Origin of the sequence: Marinobacter sp., assembly GCF_048259445.1 — a bacterium.
Classification (GTDB): domain Bacteria; phylum Pseudomonadota; class Gammaproteobacteria; order Pseudomonadales; family Oleiphilaceae; genus Marinobacter.
In genome coordinates, this window is the sequence record NZ_JBLXHQ010000014.1 from 63,948 (window position 1) to 82,629 (window position 18,682).

Annotated in this window: 21 protein-coding genes; 18 read left to right on the forward strand and 3 right to left on the reverse strand. The window is 53.3% G+C overall.

Features of this window, described 5'->3' with window-relative positions; genetic code table 11:
* The first annotated feature begins 271 nt into the window (after window positions 1-271).
* The 11 genes from ACN0RL_RS11520 (at window position 272) to ACN0RL_RS11570 (ending at window position 10,355) form a co-directional block, all read left to right on the forward strand.
* Entirely contained in the window at window positions 272-949 is a 678-nt protein-coding gene (locus ACN0RL_RS11520; RefSeq protein ID WP_417516957.1) for an AzlC family ABC transporter permease, read from the forward strand.
* The gene (locus ACN0RL_RS11525) at window positions 946-1,257 is read left to right on the forward strand and encodes an AzlD family protein (protein WP_417516853.1); all 312 of its coding nucleotides are present in this window, start codon (window positions 946-948) and stop codon (window positions 1,255-1,257) included. Before ACN0RL_RS11520 ends, ACN0RL_RS11525 begins: the two co-directional genes overlap by 4 nt.
* 73 nt (window positions 1,258-1,330) lie before the next feature.
* On the forward strand, window positions 1,331-2,656 hold the full coding sequence (locus ACN0RL_RS11530; RefSeq protein ID WP_417516855.1) for a hypothetical protein: 1,326 nt from the start codon (window positions 1,331-1,333) through the stop codon (window positions 2,654-2,656).
* Between the two features lie 107 nt (window positions 2,657-2,763).
* The gene (locus tag ACN0RL_RS11535) at window positions 2,764-4,149 is read left to right on the forward strand and encodes a V-type ATP synthase subunit B (RefSeq protein ID WP_417516857.1); all 1,386 of its coding nucleotides are present in this window, start codon (window positions 2,764-2,766) and stop codon (window positions 4,147-4,149) included.
* Window positions 4,150-4,166: 17 nt separating this feature from the next.
* Window positions 4,167-4,772, forward strand: coding sequence for a V-type ATP synthase subunit D (locus ACN0RL_RS11540; RefSeq protein WP_417516859.1), 606 nt, complete (start codon window positions 4,167-4,169; stop codon window positions 4,770-4,772).
* Window positions 4,769-6,550, forward strand: coding sequence for a V-type ATP synthase subunit I (locus ACN0RL_RS11545; RefSeq protein WP_417516861.1), 1,782 nt, complete (start codon window positions 4,769-4,771; stop codon window positions 6,548-6,550). Before ACN0RL_RS11540 ends, ACN0RL_RS11545 begins: the two co-directional genes overlap by 4 nt.
* Entirely contained in the window at window positions 6,538-6,984 is a 447-nt protein-coding gene (locus ACN0RL_RS11550; protein ID WP_417516863.1) for an ATP synthase subunit C, read from the forward strand. The genes ACN0RL_RS11545 and ACN0RL_RS11550 overlap by 13 nt, the downstream gene beginning before the upstream one ends.
* Window positions 6,985-7,013: 29 nt before the next feature.
* Window positions 7,014-7,697, forward strand: coding sequence for a hypothetical protein (locus ACN0RL_RS11555; RefSeq protein WP_417516865.1), 684 nt, complete (start codon window positions 7,014-7,016; stop codon window positions 7,695-7,697).
* Complete coding sequence (locus tag ACN0RL_RS11560) at window positions 7,697-8,392, forward strand: hypothetical protein (protein WP_417516867.1); 696 nt, start codon at window positions 7,697-7,699, stop codon at window positions 8,390-8,392. The genes ACN0RL_RS11555 and ACN0RL_RS11560 overlap by 1 nt, the downstream gene beginning before the upstream one ends.
* Window positions 8,393-8,408: 16 nt before the next feature.
* A complete protein-coding gene (locus tag ACN0RL_RS11565; protein ID WP_417516869.1) occupies window positions 8,409-10,232 on the forward strand; it encodes a V-type ATP synthase subunit A in 1,824 nt (607 codons plus the stop codon).
* Entirely contained in the window at window positions 10,233-10,355 is a 123-nt protein-coding gene (locus tag ACN0RL_RS11570) for a hypothetical protein (protein WP_417516871.1), read from the forward strand.
* A gap of 4 nt (window positions 10,356-10,359) precedes the next feature.
* Here ACN0RL_RS11570 and ACN0RL_RS11575 read toward each other — a convergent pair whose 3' ends face one another.
* Entirely contained in the window at window positions 10,360-11,523 is a 1,164-nt protein-coding gene (locus ACN0RL_RS11575) for a mechanosensitive ion channel family protein (RefSeq protein ID WP_417516873.1), read from the reverse strand.
* Between the two features lie 392 nt (window positions 11,524-11,915).
* Between ACN0RL_RS11575 and ACN0RL_RS11580 the strand changes: the two genes are divergently transcribed.
* The 3 genes from ACN0RL_RS11580 (at window position 11,916) to ACN0RL_RS11590 (ending at window position 13,575) form a co-directional block, all read left to right on the forward strand.
* Window positions 11,916-12,296: a DUF3302 domain-containing protein gene (locus ACN0RL_RS11580; protein WP_417516875.1), complete on the forward strand. Its 381-nt coding sequence runs from the start codon at window positions 11,916-11,918 to the stop codon at window positions 12,294-12,296.
* Complete coding sequence (locus tag ACN0RL_RS11585) at window positions 12,296-13,255, forward strand: HlyD family secretion protein (RefSeq protein ID WP_417516877.1); 960 nt, start codon at window positions 12,296-12,298, stop codon at window positions 13,253-13,255. The genes ACN0RL_RS11580 and ACN0RL_RS11585 overlap by 1 nt, the downstream gene beginning before the upstream one ends.
* Window positions 13,256-13,359: 104 nt before the next feature.
* Window positions 13,360-13,575 carry a dodecin gene (locus ACN0RL_RS11590; RefSeq protein ID WP_417516879.1) on the forward strand — a complete coding sequence of 72 codons (216 nt, stop codon included), beginning with the start codon at window positions 13,360-13,362 and terminating at the stop codon, window positions 13,573-13,575.
* A 39-nt stretch (window positions 13,576-13,614) separates the two neighbouring features.
* Here the strand turns inward: ACN0RL_RS11590 and ACN0RL_RS11595 are convergent, their stop codons facing one another.
* On the reverse strand, window positions 13,615-14,781 hold the full coding sequence (locus ACN0RL_RS11595) for a GNAT family N-acetyltransferase (RefSeq protein WP_417516881.1): 1,167 nt from the start codon (window positions 14,779-14,781) through the stop codon (window positions 13,615-13,617).
* Window positions 14,782-14,838: 57 nt separating this feature from the next.
* Entirely contained in the window at window positions 14,839-15,201 is a 363-nt protein-coding gene (locus ACN0RL_RS11600; RefSeq protein ID WP_417516883.1) for a hypothetical protein, read from the reverse strand.
* Window positions 15,202-15,421: 220 nt separating this feature from the next.
* Here ACN0RL_RS11600 and ACN0RL_RS11605 point away from each other — a divergent pair, with 220 nt between their 5' ends.
* From ACN0RL_RS11605 to ACN0RL_RS11620, 4 genes are all read left to right on the forward strand, one after another.
* Window positions 15,422-16,108, forward strand: coding sequence for a response regulator transcription factor (locus ACN0RL_RS11605; RefSeq protein WP_417516885.1), 687 nt, complete (start codon window positions 15,422-15,424; stop codon window positions 16,106-16,108).
* A complete protein-coding gene (locus ACN0RL_RS11610) occupies window positions 16,105-17,421 on the forward strand; it encodes a sensor histidine kinase (RefSeq protein WP_417516887.1) in 1,317 nt (438 codons plus the stop codon). Before ACN0RL_RS11605 ends, ACN0RL_RS11610 begins: the two co-directional genes overlap by 4 nt.
* 21 nt (window positions 17,422-17,442) lie before the next feature.
* Window positions 17,443-18,048, forward strand: a complete 606-nt coding sequence (locus ACN0RL_RS11615; RefSeq protein ID WP_417516889.1) for an IMPACT family protein — start codon at window positions 17,443-17,445, stop codon at window positions 18,046-18,048.
* A gap of 75 nt (window positions 18,049-18,123) precedes the next feature.
* Window positions 18,124-18,654 (forward strand): DUF4136 domain-containing protein, encoded by a 531-nt coding sequence (locus ACN0RL_RS11620; protein WP_417516891.1) that lies wholly within the window; start codon window positions 18,124-18,126, stop codon window positions 18,652-18,654.
* Window positions 18,655-18,682 lie beyond the last annotated feature (28 nt).

Here is an 18,682-nt window from a genome sequence, read left to right on the forward strand (position 1 = left end):
GTGCCCGAATTTGCCGAAGGGGATTGCCCTTGCGGTGTCGGACTGCCCGTAAGCTAAACGCTGTAAACGGGCAGGTCAATTGTAAATTTGTTTTTACTCGCAGTCGTTCGCGTTTGGGTATTAGTTGCATCTGAAAACTCATTGGTAGATCAATGACTCACGCCTGCGGAAACTACTTATACGCGCGACGGGAAAATTTCCTTAGCTTGCGTAGATGATAAACACCCGATATTCCTACCAGCTCCAGACCGCGAAGGTTCGATCCGAACTTATCCGGATGTTTCCTATTTCCCTCTTTGTGGTGGCGTTCGGCGCTGCATTTGGTCTGGCGGCTGTGCAGGAAGGGCTGGGCCCTCTTGAGTCCATATTGATGAGCACCCTGGTTTTCGCCGGTGCCTCGCAGTTTGCGGCAATAGATATGTGGGGGGCGGAAGTTTCGGTTATTCCCGTTATGGTGGTTGTTTTCGCGATCAACTCCCGGCACCTGCTGATGGGCGCGTCCCTGTTCCCTATGCTGAAAGATGTTTCGCCGGCTAAGCGCTACGGTCTGATGTTGCTTCTTACAGACGCCAACTGGGCGGTTGCCGCACAGGAGTACCAGGGTGGTCGGCGTAACCTTGAGGTGATTCTGGGGGGCGGGCTTGTGCTCTGGCTGGCCTGGATTGTGGGCACCTGGCTGGGTGTCTATTTCGGTGGGCTTCTGCAGAACCCGAAAAGTCTGGGGATGGATATGGTGCTGGGCTGCTTTTTGCTCGCGATGGCACTGGGTGGCAAGAAAAATCCTCGTGTTCTGGTCGCCTGGGCGGTTGCAGCCCTCGCTTCGCTGGCCGCCTGGAAGTGGTTACCCGCTAACACGCACGTGGTGGCCGGGGCTCTTGCGGGCGGACTGGTCGGTCTTTTCTGGCTCGAAAAAAGGCCAGTGGATGGAAGCAGGGAGGAGCCGGCATGACCATTGAAACCACGACAACCGGTGTTCTGGCGCTGATTCTGATCATGACTCTGGTTACCCTGGTAACCCGGTTCGGTGGCGTATTTATCATGTCCTATGTGCGGATAAACCCACGCATTGAAAGCTTTATTAATACCATGGCCAGCTCGGTGCTCATCGCGATCATCGTGCCCATGGCGTTTGGTGGTGATGCGGGCGCGCTTGCGGCTCTCTCGGTCACTGCCGTTGCCATGCTTGTCATCAAGAAGCCACTGCCAGCCATTGCGGCGGGTATCCTTGCAGCTGCGCTTGTTCGGTATCTTGTATAACCCCTCTCAAGTTCGCTTTGTCTCAGCCGATAACTGGCTATAGAGTCAAGGAACTGAGAGGTAAACCCGCGCCATGATCGTGTCCAGTCAAATCTCCTTTCTTCAGGGGAACTCCCGTGAGGAAACGGCATTCAGCCAGAGCCAACTTCGGATTAACCAGCAACCGCTATCCGGCGCAGGTTCGGACGGACAGGTTATTGGTTCGCAGTTAAATGTAACGCGTGATGCGGCCTATCGTTACAGCAGCCAGGAGCGGTTGGGGTACACCAGTTCCAGCGCGGTCAGCGGCGGCGATCGAAAAGCGGTGTTTACGAGCGCGGAGTTGGCCGAGAAGACCACAGAGCTGTTCCTTCGTGGCCAGCAGGCCATCAGCGTAGGTCGTGCCGCTCTGAGTGGTGATTCCGGTATTCAGGCGCAAGGCAGTATCTCCGTTGAGGCAAGCCGCTACATGTTCTATTCCGAGAGCGAAACCCGTTCGTTTGCGTCTACGGGAAGCATCTCGCTGGAGAATGGCGAAACCATTGATTTCACCTTGTCGCTTCGCCAGTCGCAGTCCAGAACTTATGAATACTCAGAAAGCCTGCGCATTGAAGAGCGCCCCATGACCGATCCGCTGGTGATCAATTTCGGCAGCGCTACGGCTCAGCTTACCGACACACTGTTTGAGTTCGATCTCGAAGGAAACGGAGAGACGGCACAATTTGCTACCCTGGGCAGCGGCAGTGGTTACCTGGTTTTTGATCGCAACGGTAACGGCGAGGTGGATGACGGTACTGAACTGTTTGGGCCCAAGAGCGGTTCAGGCTTCAGCGAGTTGGCAAAGTTTGATGATGACGGCAATCAGTGGATTGACGCCAGCGACGAGGTGTTTTCATCGCTTTCGGTCTGGGTTCAGACTGCGGATGGGTCCCAGGCTTTGAAGTCGCTGGACGAGGTTGGGGTGCAGGCGCTTTACGTGGGCAGCACTGAGGATAGCTTTACCCTCACGAATCGCCAGGGCATTCCACTTGGGCAGATTCAGGCTTCAGGTATTTACCTGACCACCGACGGCGAAGTTCGCACACTCGAAGAAATCACGTTGGCCGAGCAAAATACGGCATCGTTATCCTCAGAAGCGCAGAGTGTCGACGGCAATGGCGGCACCAATGATGGAGAGGGCAGCGAAGTCGGAGGGCTTTTGGGTGCCCGGATCGAGGCCATTCGCGGAGCGCTGGAAAAGCTCACTGAAATCCGGGAAAAGCAAAAGGCGTTCATTGAGGAGACCAGGGATTTCGGGAAATCTGAGTCACCCCTGGATGAATACATGAGCATTATCGACCGGCTTCGGATGGAATTGCTGAACAGCCAGGACGAGAAGAGGCAGGCTGCCAGCCGGTACCTGGAGTTTGCCAAGGCCTGATCCTCGCCTTTGGGCCAGGGGGCAGATCTGTTTTTCAGAGCTCGACCAACAGGGTTATGCTATAACTCTCAGGCTTCTCTCTGAATTCAGGTCGCATGGAGGTAGTTGTGTCGCAACTATTGATTCGTTATTCCCGAATTCTTGAAATTGTCGGCGATATTGTCAAAGTACATGTACCTGCCACTGAATCCGGAGTATCGCAGGTCAGCTTTGGGGATTTGGCACTCATTGAAAGCAAGGATGATAGCCAGGACATTCTGCCCCGAACCGCTCAAGTGATTCTGCTTCAGGGCGAAAATGTCTCCTTACAAGTGCTTTCCGGCACCAAAGGCCTTTCTACTCACTCGGTAGTGCGCTTTTTAGGCCGTCCGATGGAAGTGACTTTCTCGCCTAACATTTTAGGTCGTATCTTTTCCGGTACGGGCCAACCAATTGACGGGGGCCCTGCGTTAACAGACGAGCCCAGGATTGAGATTGATGGCCCGACTGTGAACCCTGCACGCCGCATTTTGGCTTCGCGCATGATTCGTACCGATGTGCCGATGATCGATGTTTTTAACTGCTTGGTTGAAAGCCAGAAGATCCCCATTTTCTCTGTTGCCGGTGAGCCATACAACGAATTGCTCGCCCGAATTGGCTCACAGGCCGATGCCGATATTATTGTCTTTGGTGGTATTGGCCTGATCTTCGATGACTATCACTTTTTCCGCCGCACCTTTGAAGAAGCCGGCGCCTCTGCCCGTACCGTAATGTTTGTTCACCAGGGCTCTGACCCAACCGTTGAAGCTCTTCTGGTTCCGGATATGGCGCTGGCTGTGGCCGAACGCTATGCCGTCAACGAAGGCAAACGGGTACTGGTGCTATTAACTGACATGACATCTTATGCCGATGCCCTCAAAGAAGTGGGTATCTCCATGGAGCACGTACCGTCCAACCGGGGCTACATTGGTGATCTGTATTCTCAGCTGGCCCGCCGTTATGAAAAGGCCTGTGACTATAAAGGCGCGGGTTCCGTGACTATTTTGTCGGTGACCACTATGCCGGGCGATGACGTTACCCACCCGGTACCCGATAACACAGGTTACATTACCGAAGGTCAGCTCTATCTGCACAACGGCGTTATCGACCCGTTTGGTTCTCTGTCACGCCTTAAACAGCATGTAATCGGTAAGGTGACCCGGGAAGATCACAGCCAGATTATGAACACTTTGATTCGTTTCTATGCCGCCGCCAAAGATGCAGAGCAAAAGCAGGCGATGTCTTTTGAGCTGAATGAGTTTGACGACCGTGTACTTAAGTTTGGTCGTCTGTTTCAAGAAAATTTTATGGATATCGACGTCGCGATGCCGCTTGAACAAGCACTGGATACCGGCTGGGCGATTATGGCGGAATGCTTCCGCGAGGAAGAGTTGTTGATGAAGCAGAGTTTGATTGACAAGTACTTTTTAAAAGGTAAATCAGGGTCGAGAGAAAGTTCACCAGAAAGCGCCTGACAGGAATCATATCTATCGTGGGTAAGCTGGCACTGAATAAAAGCACCCTCAACAAGGAAGGGCGAAAGGTCAAGGCCTACAGGAGATTTGTCCCGGCACTTGATCTCAAGCGTAAGCAGCTTCTGGCCGAACGTGCGCACTCAAAGCAAGCGCTCGCCGATCTTGATCAGAGTCTTGAGGGCGTGCGTCAGCGCGTTAAAGAGCAGTTGCCTATGCTGTGTAACTATAAAGGTAGCGTCGATCGGCTGGTTGAGATCGACGCTTTCAGTCTCACGCAGGTCAATCTTGTAGGTATTCGCTTGCCTGTGCTGGAAAGTCTGTCGCTAAAAGTTCACCCGTACTCGGCTCTGGCCACCGAGCATTGGCAAGACCCCTTGGTGGTGTTGCTCAAACAGACCGTTGAATTACAGCTCAAACAGCGAGTGTTGAATAAGCGCCTTGAGCTGCTGGAAACAGGCCTGAGAAAGACAACCCAGCGTTTGAACCTGTTTGATAAGGTTTTAATCCCGCAGGCCGAGCAAAATATTCGCAAAATCCGTATCGCCCTCTCCGACAGCGAGCGTGCCGGCGTTGTCATTTCTAAAATTGCCAAGAAAAAGCGGCTGAAGGCAGGCATGACATGAGTATCCTCCGGCTTAAAAAAGCCTCTGTCATCGGGCTGAGTCAAGATAAAGCCGACACCCTGAAGGCTCTTCAGGCCTTGGGTCTATTGCACGTTATCCCCCTTCGGGATGTGAGTAGCCGTCGTGTAAAAGACACCGAAGACACCAGTCCCGAGCTACTGAAGCGCTCCCTGCAGTATCTGTTAAGCAGCCCGCAAAAACGGCGGCAGGTAACCCGCGAGCAGCAACTTGATCTCGGTAAGGTGCTGCATAGCGTCGATCACAACCGTCAGTACCGTATTCGCTTAAGTGAAAAACGCGATTTTCTGGACAAGCGGATCAAGGACCTGGAGCCGTGGGGCGAGTTTACCCTGCCAGATCTGGCAGATTTGAACCAGGAAAGGCTGTGGTTCTATCTTGTGCCTAACTACAAAATGCAGGATGTGGAGCAATCGCATTTGCCGTGGATAGTAGTGCACCGCGATAACCGGCACACCTATATCGTCGCCATTGCGGAGCAAGAGCCTCAGGCGAGCATTATGCCAGTGCAGCGCACCCACACAGGCTATATCCCGTTAAGCCAGTTAAAAGAGCAGCTTGACGATACAATAATCGAGCTGGAAGCGGTCGAGGCAGAGCGGGAAGCCCTGACTCGCTGGATTTTTCTGCTGCAGCAAAGCGTTGCCAGTACAGAAGATAAAGCGCTACTGGATGATATTTCGGAACAAACCCAAAGCTATAACGAGCTGTTTGCACTTCAAGGCTGGGTTCCTGTAAGAGATATCGCCCAACTGGAAGAGTTTGCCGAGCAGAAAAGCCTGGTACTGCTGTTAGATGACCCTGCAGATTCTGAGAATCCTCCCACATTGCTGGAAAACTCCATAGCAGTGGGTGGCGGTCAAGAAGTGGTGACTTTCTTCCAAACGCCTAACTATCGTAGCTGGGACCCGTCCCGGGTGGTATTTTTCTCCTTTGTCAGCTTCTTTGCCATCATCATGTCTGATGTCGGCTACTCACTGTTGTTTGGTGCGATTCTAGCCTGGAACTGGAAACGAATGGCGCGCTCAGAAAGCGGTCGGCGCCTGCGAGCCATGGGCGCAGCACTTACAGGTGCCGGAGTCTTCTGGGGCGTTTTAGTTGGCAGTTACTTTGGTGCCTCTGCGCCCATCTCCGCCTTAGGCAAATTAAAAGTGTTCGATCTGAACGATTTCGACACCATGATGGCCCTGTCGGTGTGTATCGGTGCACTGCATTTGATTCTTGCGAACCTGGTGATGGCCTGGGTGCGAAGAGGTTCAAACCAGGCACTCTCCTCCGTGGGTTGGGCGGTCTCGGTTGGGTCTGCCCTCCTGGGCTGGCTTGCCGGCTTTACCATTGCGCATTGGGTCGTTTTTGGTCTGGGCCTGGTCCTGGTGCTGCTGTTTTCAACGCCAGTCAAGGGCTTTGGAGTGGCTCGGCTTATTTCAGGCGTGCTGGCATTAACCAATGTCACCAAGATTTTCGGCGATGTTTTAAGCTATTTACGCCTGTTCGCTTTAGGCCTGGCCAGCGCATCACTGGCCATCACTTTTAACCAACTGGCAGCGGATGTTGGCAATGCGCTGCCGGGTATCGGCTTTTTGCTGCATATTCTGATTTTGCTGGCAGGACACCTGCTGAATTTTGTTTTAACCGTCGTCAGCGGTGTTATTCACGGTTTACGTTTAAATCTGATCGAGTTCTATAACTGGAGCCTGGCTGACGAAGGCTACCCCTTCCAGCCGTTTGCAAAACAGGAGATAACACCTTGGATAACCTGATCTTGGCTCTGGGATGGGCCGGTTTGTATGGCCCTATGGCACTGGGTGCAATCGGCAGCATGATTGGCTGCTCGTTAGCCGGTCAGGCCGCTGCAGGAGCATTACTGGAAACTGAAACGGGCCACGGTCGTTATATTGGTATTTCAGCTATGCCTTCCTCGCAGTCCATTTACGGCATCGTGGTGATGTTTGCGCTGAACCGTGATATCACGCTGGGCAACGCGCCAGGTTTGGCCGCCATTGGTCTGCTGTGTGGCCTGGCACTTATGTTCAGTGCTATCTACCAGGGCCGAAGCTGCGCTTCCGCGATTAACGTGTCGAAAATTCGCCCTGAGATCTTTGGTATGTCGCTGGCCCCCGCCGCTATTGTTGAGGGTTTTGCCGTGTTTGCTTTTATATTTGCGTTGGTCATCAGCGCTGGCGTACCGGCCTGACCACCGCGCGACCTGGAGAGAAGCACGTTATGACAGCTACTGAGAAAAACCATGTTTCCTCGGGCATCGAAGCACTTATCGAAAAGCTGCGCCAAGAGGGCGTTGAGAAGGGGCGCGCAGAGGCGGACCAAATTCTGAGTGATGCGGAAAAACAGGCTGGCCTTCTGTTACGCCAGGCCCGTGAAGAAGCGGATGCCATGTTGATTAAGGCAAAGCGTGAGGTAGCCCGGAAACAGCAAGCCGGTGAAGACGCGTTAAAAATGTCGGCCCGTGATCTTTTGCTCGACGTTAAAGAGAACCTTGCCCACAGTTTTAACGATCAGGTGGAGCGCCTGATCGAACAGCAAATGGATAACCAGGAGTTCATGCAGCTTATGATCCTGGAGCTTGTCGGTCGCGCCAGTAAAGAAGCTGGCCTTGAGCAGACGGAAAAAATTGACGTGCTACTTCCGGAAAGCTTTATCGGGCTCGATGAGTTGCGTAGAAATGCCGACGAATACAAAACCGGCCGCTTAAGCCAGTTTGTGCAGTCTTTATCCGTTGAGCTGCTGCGCGAAGGCGTTAGCTTTAACGTCCATAGCGGATCCGGCATACGTGTTCGTCTTGTGGGCAAAGAGGTGGAAGTGGATCTCACCGATACTGCAGTGGCGAGATTGTTGCTGCGACACCTTCAACCCCGTTTTCGAGCACTATTGGAAGGGGTCATCCGCTAGTGAGCTATTACACGCTGGTGGCCGCGCTGCCAGACCTGCCTCCTCTTGCGAGGTGCAAACAGTTACCCATCTCCAGAATTGCTCTGGAGCGCCGGTTAACCATGCTTGAAGAGGAAGACCTCAAACAATTGCGACTGGCGGAAAGCCTCTATCATTTTTCCGCGAGTCCGGAGCAGGCTGTCTCTGATCAGAAGTTGGTTTATCAGTGGCAGTCGCAGCTTGAGCAGATCCACTCCCCGATTATCCGCGAATGCATTCAACTCCGGCTTGAGTGGCAAAGCCTGATTGCAGCGATTCGTCAACGCCAAGCGGGCGCTAAAGGCCCGGAACAGTTTTTTGGGTTGGGCCGGTGGACAACCCGCATCCGCCAGCACTGGCAAGAGCCCACTCTTGGCCTCGAAGATGCCATGCCCCTCCTGATCCAACTACAGCCTCAGATGCTGAAGGGCGCCGCCGGTGAGGTTGAAGCGCAGATGAATGCCTGGCTGTGGCAAAACCTGTTTCAGGTGGAACGCAGCCATGCCTTTTCATTAGAAACCGTAATCTGCTTTGTATTACGTTGGGGTATTGCTGAAAAACAGATCGAGAATGACGCTGATCAGGCACTGAAAGCCTTTGAAGCTATGGCGGAGGCGCTTATATCAGCGCCTGGTATCAAGGCGAACATAGAATCAGCCTTTGAGGAACTTTCCTGATGAAGGGACTTTGTTAATGGAAGAGCTACGGGTTACAGCACGCGTAACCGGTGTGCGGGATGACATCGTTTCCCTGCGGCTGGAAAGGGATGAACACGATGATTTTTACCCAATGATTAAAAACGAAGTGGTTTATATCTGTCCATCCCGTATCCCCGAGGATAACCGCCAGGAATACCTTCAAGCCGAAGTACTGCGGGTGCGTCACGGTGAGGCCGATGTGCAGGTGTTTGAAAATACCCGCGGTGTCGCCATCGGTGACCCAGTGCGCCAATCCGGTCAGATGCTTTCGGTAACCCTGGGTCCTGGCCTGCTGGGCCAGGTGTATGACGGCCTGCAAAAGCCGCTTGAAATGATTGCCGGTCAGCACGGTTTCTTCCTGCCGCGCGGCCTGCAAGCAGAAAGCCTCGACAGCCAGAAACAGTGGGCCTTTCAGCCAACGGTTAAAACAGGCGCGCGGCTGAAAGCCGGTGATCCTCTGGGTCACGTGCAGGAAGGCCGCTTCAGGCACAAAATTATGGTGCCCTTTAACCATGTTGGTGAGGTCGAAGTCACGTGGATTCAGGAAGGCACCTTCTCCACCACAACGCCCATCGCCCGCATCAAAGACCACAAGGGTAAAGAGCGCGCGCTAACCATGCAGCAGAACTGGCCCGTGCGTATTCCTTTGTCTCAGCCGCTATTGGCTCAGCGCTATAGCGAGCGTGAATACCCGGAACAGCCGCTGTTAACCTCGATTCGCCTGATCGACACCTTCTTTCCGATTGCCAAAGGCGGCACAGCCTGCATACCGGGGCCTTTTGGTGCCGGTAAAACCGTGCTGCAGGGGCTGATTTCACGCTTCTCGGATGTGGATATCGTCGTTATCGTGGCCTGCGGTGAGCGTGCAGGTGAAGTGGTTGAGACTATTACCGAGTTTCCGGCCCTTCCTGACCCCAAAGGCGGCACCTTGATGGACCGCACCATCATTATCTGTAATACCTCATCCATGCCCGTTGCTGCCCGTGAAGCCTCTATCTATACCGGTATCACATTGAGTGAGTATTACCGCCAGATGGGTTACAACGTTCTCCTGATTGCCGACTCGACCTCCCGTTGGGCACAGGCGATGCGTGAAACCTCCGGTCGTCTGGAAGAGATTCCGGGGGAAGAGGCTTTCCCGGCCTATCTGGATTCCTCCATCAAGAGTCTTTATGAGCTCGCGGGTCTGATCCGTAACAATGAAGGCGAACAAGGCAGCTTAACGCTCATCGGCACCGTATCCCCGGCCGGAGGTAACTTTGAAGAGCCGGTTACCCAGTCCACCCTGCGTACCGTGAAAACCTTCCTGGGCCTGAGCGCAGACCGTGCCTACAAGCGCGCTTATCCAGCGGTTGACCCGCTCATTTCATGGTCACGCTATCTGGAGCAACTCAGTGCCTGGTACAGCGAGCACCTCGATACACAATGGGTTGACGATGTTAAACAGATGCACAGTCTTCTCACCCAAGGCGAAGATATTCAGCAGATGATGCAGGTAACGGGTGAAGAAGGCGTCACCCTGAATGACTTCCTGACCTTCAGCCGTTCGCAATGCCTCGATCAGGTGTACCTGCAACAAGACGCGTTTGATGATGTTGATGCCTCAACGCCAATGGGGCGCCAGGTGCGTATTTTCCGCTTGCTGAAGCGCTGCCTGTTTGAGCATCCTGATATGCGGGATAAAGACGCCATCCGCGAACACTTCACCAAACTGGCCGGATTTTTCCGTAACCTGAACTACAGCCATGAAAATGGCCCGGACTTTAAGCGTTATCTGGAAGAGATCTACACCTTGAATCACTTTGATGTGGATGAATGAATGCAGTCACGCAACCAGCGGGAACAGCTCAATGAGATCCGGGAAAAGCAAAAGGCGATCATTGAGGGACCAAGGGCTTCGGTAAATCGGAGTCGCCCCTATCTGGAGTTTGCCGAGGCGTGATGTTTTATTCTGCGGGATTGTCTTTCGGCCATTGTTTTATGTACAAATCCTGCTTGGCGTAAGGGATTTCCACGCCATGTTCATTAAACAAGCTGTAGATGGTCATGTGCAGTTCGTGTGCAATCCGGCCGCGGTCTTCCGGTTTGGTTATCCAACACATTAAATTGAAGTCCAGGCTTGATGCGCCAAAACCACGTAACCTGACTCTGGGCTCCGGTAGTTTGCACACCTCGCTATGCTCTGTTCCTGCTTTCAATAATAGTTGGACTACCTGATCAGCGTCAGAGCCGTAAGCTACTCCAACCACGATACGAATTCTCAGGCTTAGTGGGCCGCCGCTTTCATTAATAATCTTGGCGTTGGCGATAACCCCGTTGGGGATGGTGATCTCAACATCGTCACGGGTTAAGAGGCGTGTGCTGCGTAAACCAATTGCACAGACTTTACCGCGTTCACCAGAGTCCAGATTGATGTAATCTCCGATTTTGTAGGGTGCATCGGCAACAATAAAGAACCCCGAAAACAAATTGCCCAGCGTATCTTTGGCCGCGAACCCCAGGGCCAGGCCGACGATACCCGCTGAAGCCAGCCAGCCTACCGGGTTAACCCCCCATATAATCAAAAGTACATAGCTGCCGACCATGATGCTGAGCAGTTTGCTGGTCAGATCCAGCAGTGGCACAGTGCGCGCATCAACCAGTTGGAAACGGTTTTCCCGGCTCAGTGCTTGTAGCGCCAGTGTGGAAATTTTAATAACCGCGCCCATCCAGCTGGCGGTTATAAATGACAGGAATATTTTGATTAGTGTTACCCCACCTAAAGGCAGGTTGGCCACAACGACCGCTAGCGATAAACCCAGAAAGAAGATGGTGTTAAAAATAGGCTTGCGCAAATCTTTCATCACGGCATCTTCAACCGAAGGTCGCGTCAAACCAGTGATTCGGCCTACAAGATTTGCGAGTAATGACCTGAAAGAGATAGCAATAATGTATGAGGCAATTGCCATCAACAGAGCGCCAAAAATTGGGTGCTCCAAAATAAGCTGCCAGCTTGATTGAGCCGACTCAGGAAGCAGTTGGCTGACACCTTGTGCAATGTCCGTTAAATACGTTTCTATTTCTGATGTCTGATCATCGGTAATGGAGGAGGTGTCGGTATCGGCGGGCATGTGGTGCTCTCGTCATGGCAATTCTATTACTGGGAATTCGAGAACGAACTGGCACGAAAAATCATGTAAAAATTGGTGATTTAGCTAAGCCAACAGTTTCAATTTCAACGCTTTTGGCTTCCACGAACATCTGTCTGCAATCCTTTAAAAAAGTTTAGTCGAGCAACGGTCAAGCTGCCATGCAATATTTAGACTCCTGTCATCAAAGTGCGCCGGTTGGCCAGTGAGGTCGCGACTGGAAATACCCTCGCGTAATCTGCGGGAAATGACCGTCCACCCTGACCAGTTATTTTCCAAACAGGCTCTATTTCAGATTGCCGCTGCGGATTTTTACCGCTATTGTCGCGGCTCAATAATTAAAAACTGTTTACTCTGCGGAGCCCCTTCCGACCATGCTTGACTACGTTGCTCTCGGCATTCTGATTTTTGCAGCCATAACCGTTTTCTACGGCATCATCGTGATTCACGATATTCCTTACGACATCGCTGAAAAACGTCACCACCCCCACGCTGATGCCATTCATGTAGCGGGCTGGATCAGCCTTTTGACACTGCATGTTATCTGGCCCTTCCTGTGGATATGGGCAACGCTCTACCGAGAGGATAGAGGCTGGGGCTTTAGCAAGCATGCCGGGGTAGAACAAGCCGAATCCGGGGCAGCAGATACGACGGACCAGTCAATCGCCGAGCTCAAAGCTCAAGTAACCGAGCTAAGCGCGCAGGTTGCGCAGTTACAACAATCTGCTAATAAGCCGGCGGGGGATACTATCTAATGGATCTATTATTGATTCTTACTTACACCGCGCTGTGCATTGCCATTTTCAAGATTTTTAAAATCCCATTGAATAAATGGTCGGTTCCTACTGCGGTTTTGGGTGGTGTTGTTTTGATCGGCGGTCTGATATTCGCCATGAATTATAACCACCCGTTTTCTGAGTCAAGTCGCGATTATTTCGTTACCACACCCATTGTGCCAACGGTCAGTGGTCGGGTGATTGAGGTCAAAGTCGAGGGTGGCGTTAAAGTAAAGAAAGACGATGTGCTTTTCGTGATCGATCCGGAGCCCTTTCAATTTAAAATTGACTCGATACGCGCGCAATTAAAATCCGCCAGGATTGACCAAAAGCGTGCCCTGGAATTGGTAAAACGCGGTGCTGGCAGCCAGCGTGCAGCGGATCTGAGTACAGCGCAGGCTGATACCCTGCAGGCTCAACTTGCCGAGGCGGAATTCAATCTTAGCGAAACCATCGTCAGAGCACCGACCGACGGTTACGTCGCACAACTGGCGTTGCGCCCAGGCATGATGGCGGTCTCGCTGCCGCTAAGGCCTGTAATGGTATTTGTACACGCCGAAGATCTGTATTTTGTCGGCTGGTACCGCCAGAACAGCTTGTTGCGTTTGGAAGTAGGTAGTGAAGCAGAAGTTGCTCTAAACGGCCTGCCAGGTCAGGTATTCAGCGGTAAGGTCAAAAGTGTTCTACCGGCACTGGCCGAGGGACAAATTCAGGCCAGTGGTAACCTGATCAACCCGCTGGCGGCCCCGTTTCCCGGGCGCATACCGGTATTGATCGAGATTACCGATCCGGAATTCAGGCAGTACGTCGGCACGGTGCCTGGGGGTGCCTTTGGGCAAAGTGCGATTTACAGCGAGCATTTTCATCACGTAGCGATTATGCGAAAAATTTTATTACGTATGTCTTCGTGGGTTAATTACCTGTTTCCCTTTCATTAAAAGCTATATAGCTTTTAATGCTGTCGCTTGAGATGACGATTTGCTGGACAGCTGCTTGTCTTATAGGCTTTGGTTGAAAGCCACCGAGTACAAGGAGCTCTGGTATGTCTGATAACCACGTGTACAAGAAAGTCGAAATTGTCGGTTCTTCAGAAACAAGCATTGAGGGCGCGATTGAAAATGCCCTCGCGGAATCTGCGAAGAGTATCCACAACATGGAATGGTTTGAGGTAACGGAAACTCGCGGTCATATTGTTGATGGCAAGGTTGGCCACTATCAGGTGTCGCTGAAAATAGGTTTCCGGATCAAGGAAAGCTGACGTGAATGCGGGGCAGGGCGGCGCCCGAAAGGTCGCCTCTCAGGCTCCGTCGTTTTGCCGGAACGGAAGTGCCGTTCTGGCATCTTCATAGTAGCTCATAACCTGAACTGCCTCTTCCCGGGTAAAAGCTTCTATGGCCTCATGGAAGCCGGGATGGGCGATACCGTGCCACGAATGTGTCAGCACCGGCTCAAAACCACGCACCAGCTTGTGCTCGCCTTGCGCACCCGCGTCGAAGGTGTGAAGACCCAGCTCAATGGCCAACTCAATGCCCTGGTAATAACAGGTCTCGAAGTGCAGGTGGTTGTACTCTTCCAGGCAGCCCCAGTAACGGCCGTAGAGTGTGTTTTTCCCGCTGAGAAACAGCGCGCCGGCAATCATCTCCCCATTCTTGACAGCCATGATCACATGCAGGTGCTCGGGCATCGTCTGCAGTATCTGCTCAAAGAACTGTCGGCTCAGGTAGGGGTGTTGTCCGCGCTTCAGGTACGTGGCCTGGTAGAACACATAGAAAGCTGCAAGAACGTGATCGGGAATGTCACGGCCGTGGAACCGGTTGAAGGTAATTTCCTGTTCAGCTACCTGGCGGCGCTCCTTGCGTATGGACTTGCGCTTGCGCGACGTCAGCTCGCTCAGAAAATCATCGAAGCATTCATAGCCGCGGCTATGCCAATGGAACTGACAACCCAGGCGATGTAGGTGTTCCTCATGGTGAAGCAGTTTCTGATCCTCTGCGTCAGGAAACAGGAGGTGCCACGAGTGAGCGCCAAGACGTGCGATAAGTGTGTCCAGCAGGTCGTGAATCCCTCTGGCGTCAAGCGCATCGCGTAGCTTTGGATCGAGTAGTAACCTTGGTCCTTGCGAAGGTGTAAAAGGAACTGCCATCAGAAGCTTCGGATAATAGGGTTGGCCATAACGCTGGTAGGCTTCGGCCCAGGCAAAATCGAAAACGTATTCGCCGCGGGAATGGTTTTTCAGGAAGGCGGGCGCGATGCCGGCAATCTCGCCTTCCATGCGGAATACAAGGTGGCAGGGCTTCCAGCCGGTTTCCTGGCTGGTGCAGCGGGTAGTTTCCAGCGCCTCGAAAAATTCGTATCTGAGAAATGGGTTGTCGGAGCCTGCCAGCCGCTCCCACGATTTCCTGGGGATATCGGAAAGGGAATGGCAGGCCTCAAGTGTTATCGTTGATACTGCGGGTTGTGACATGGCTGGGGCGTACTCCTTGATCGCTCCAGATACCTTACGTCAAAACCCGGCTTGTGATCACTTCTTCGGCTTGTCGCAGCGCTTTTTCATCTTTTCCTGCATCTTTTCCATACGCTTCTCGTGCTGTTCGCGCCTTTCTTCATGAATCTCGTTCCAGATTTCGCGCTGCTCATCGTTCAGCTTCAGGCGCTGTGCCATGGCCTCTCGACGCTCAGCCATTTCTTCCTGACGCTCTTCTTTGTTAAAGCGTCCTTTACCGTCGCGCATGTTTTCGCACATTTCTGTCATGTCCCGCTTGTTGCTGCGCTCGCCGTCACCATAGTTTCCGGATGAGTTGCCTGCCATCAGCGCCGGACTGGCTGCAAACAAGACGGAGGCCAGAAGGCCAGCGGTGATGATGGATGATTTGCGTTTGTTCATGATATTTCCTCGCATTGTTAGCCGGAGTTCGGCAGAAGCATGATTCACGACTATGGTACTGCGGCTCTTGGTAAACGAGCGTCAACTCCATGTAAAGGTTCTGCAAAGGAACCCGGGCCAGAGCAAGCAGGTTCCGGGGCTCGTGTTAGACTTCAGCCAACACATCTTGCACATATCGGTCGGGTAAAGCCGGTCAGTGAGTAACGGGTAGAGAGAATCGATGCAAAACAGAGTCCTGCTGGTAGAAGATGACGACGAGCTCCGTGAATTACTTGCCCGCTACCTGAGCGGCCAGGGATTCACAGTACGCGAGGCTGCCAATGGTAGAGACGGGCTCGCGCTGGCACTTGGAGGGAACTGCGATATTGTCGTGCTGGATATCATGTTGCCCGATATAAATGGCCTCGAGGTGCTCCGTGAATTGCGCAGGGCGACGCACCTTCCGGTGGTGTTGCTGACCGCCCGGGGAGATGAAACCGATCGCATTGTAGGGTTTGAAGTAGGCGCGGATGACTACATCCCCAAGCCCTGCAACCCCCGCGAGCTGGTAGCCCGGCTTCAGGCGATTCTGCGCCGCGTTGCCTGGGATCAGAAAACAGAAATGAAGGCGGAGCGGCGCTATGGGGATTTGCGCGTCGAACCGGATCACCGCCGTATATATCAGCATGATCAGCCTCTGGAATTGACGGCTACCGAATACGAAATTCTGCAGGTGTTGCTCGCTCATGCGGGCAGTGTGGTTCGTAAGACGGACCTTATGCAGTGGGCTCTGGGGCGTCGCCTCGAAGCTTTTGACAGGACACTGGATATGCATATGAGTAATCTTCGCAAGAAGCTGGGCGGCGATGACTCGCCCCGGATCGAGACGGTGCGTGGTCTCGGGTACAGCTACCGGGTGCCGGAATGAAGCGCAGGCTTATGGTGCCGCTGTTCTGGCGGATCTTCCTGCTGATCTGGCTGGCCATGGCAGTAACGGTCATTGTGAGCAGCCTGGCTTCCCGTGTACTACTGGATCGCGAGCGTGCGGCGATTGAGCGGCAGCTTGAGCTGCGGGATCTTGGTTTAGAGGTGGCCGCTATTCGTGATAGCAGTGGGCGCAGGGACGCTCAAAAGTTTCTGAAATCACAGGGAGACGAGCTGGGGCTGCACCTTATGATGCTGGATGCCGATGATAACAGCCGCTTACCGGCAGCCATACGCTCCCGTATGGAATCCGGGTGGTATCGGCAAAAGCCAGCGATTGTAGATGTTGGTGATGGGTATCGATTGGTCGCCTGGCCGAAAATGCACGGAGAGGGATGGCTGGAACCCCGGGTGTTCCGGTTTATGGAAATGGGGCTGGCGTTTGTCTTGATCACGCTGGCCTGTTGGTTGATTGCGCGCTTTGTGTCGCGGCCGATGCGGCATATGGAATCCACAGCGCAGGCAATCGCCGGCGGCAACACAGAGTTGCGAGTCGATGAGCGTATAGCGGCACGCCGGGATGAGGTGGGGCAGCTCGCTACAGCATTTAATGCGATGACCGATCAACTTTGTGCGCTGCTGGACAGGCAGAAACATCTGTTGCGGGACATATCTCATGACCTGCGGACCCCGCTGGCACGTCAGCGCATTGCCATTGAGCTGGCCAGCGAGGGTGATGTGGAAGACGAACTGATGGCCAGTATTCTGCGCCAGAATGAGCGTCTTGACACCATGACTGGTCAGATATTGACTCTGTACCGGGTTACCGAGCAGGGGAGAGACATAGCCAGGGAGCCTTTGCGCCCAGTAGATTTGCTGAATAATGTGTTACGGGATGCAGCAGAGTATGCCGAGCACCATGGTGTAGATTGCAAACTGGTATCGATGGCTGAAAGCACCGGCGTATCTGTACTGGGGGATGCCGGCCTGCTGCAGCGGGCTTTTGATAACATTCTGCAGAATGCTCTGGATCATACTCCGCCCGGTAAGGTCGTTCATGTTGCGTTGGCCCTGTCTGCCGGCTGGATAAGCCTTACCATCACGGATGAAGGGCTTGGTGTCGCTGATGAAATTCTGGAACACCTCTTTGAGCCGTTTTTTCGCGCTGATAAATCCCGGGGCGGCAAAGGCTGGGGGCTGGGGCTGGCGATCGCCAAAGATATTATCCTGGCCCACGATGGGGAGGTCGTAGCAACCAACAGCGCGCGCGGTGGTTTGGAAGTTGTGGCCCGGCTGCCGGTGTTTGCTGTTGATTGATCATTGACCACGAGCGAGTTCATGAAAAAAGACTATCCGGTACCCGCAGGTTATCTTGAGCGCGAAACGGAAGTGAAAAAAAGCCGCTTTATTGCCCGAATAGCAGCTGTGGCTTCCCGTGATGAGGTGAAAGGCTGGCTGGAAAAGGCGCATAAGGATCATCCCGATGCACGCCACATTTGCTGGGCTTATCAGATCGGACGCCCCGGCTCGGCAGCGGAAGCCGCCATGAATGATGATGGCGAGCCTTCCGGTACCGCAGGTAAGCCGATTCTGAACGTGATTCAGCACAAGGATATGGGTGATGTCCTGGTGATGGTCATCCGTTATTTCGGCGGCATCAAGCTTGGCGCAGGAGGTCTTGTAAGAGCCTATGCCGGCGCGGCTGAGAGCGTGCTTTCAGAAGTGGGCAGGGTATTCCACAAGCCAGTCAGTGCTGCAAACATCATTATGGGCTTTGCGGATGAGCAGCCACTACGACACTGGTGCGATATCAATGCCGCAGAGCTGGATGCAATCACTTACGGCACTTCAGTAACTGCGCGCATTCTCGTTGCGGAAGATCAGGCTGACGCTTTTAAAGCTTTCTGTGAGGCTCACAAACTGGATTACAGTTTTGAAACCTGATCGCTCAAAAACGCATCGGATCAGTGTCTTGTGCGTATACTGGTGGCAGGGTTTCAGGAAATTAAGGAGTAGGCAATGGCTCGTCTTCTGATAGCAGCGTTGGTAACACTGGCAATGACCGGGTGCGCCAGCAATGTGGTGACTGATTACAACTCAACCGCGGCTTTTAGCGACTACTCATCCTGGGCTTTTGCGCCCAGTGACGGTGATTCCTCGTTCATTTCGCTGGATGGAAGCCGTGTCCAGAGCGCCGTTGAGCGGGAACTCAACCTTAAATCCTTACGCAAGGTCGAGGAGTCTGAGGCAGACCTTCTTGTGAGCTGGCGGATTGTGGAAGAGGAGCGCCTTGAGCAAACAGGGGTCGGGGTCGGCTTGGGTTTTGGTACCGGAAACTTTGGTTGGGGGCTCTCTGCGCCGCCTCCTGTGCGTGAAGTTAAAGAAGGAAAACTGGTAGTCGAGCTGGCAAGCAAAAGCTCGAAGGAGGTCGTTTGGCGCGCAGCCAGTCGTCGTTACCTCAATGAAAACCAGTCTCCCGAAAAACGCGGAAAGCTGATTGACGAAGTGGTTACGGAGATGTTCACCAAGTATCCTCCCGATCTGGATTGAAAAAAACGGGGCCTTTTTGAGGGTGTAG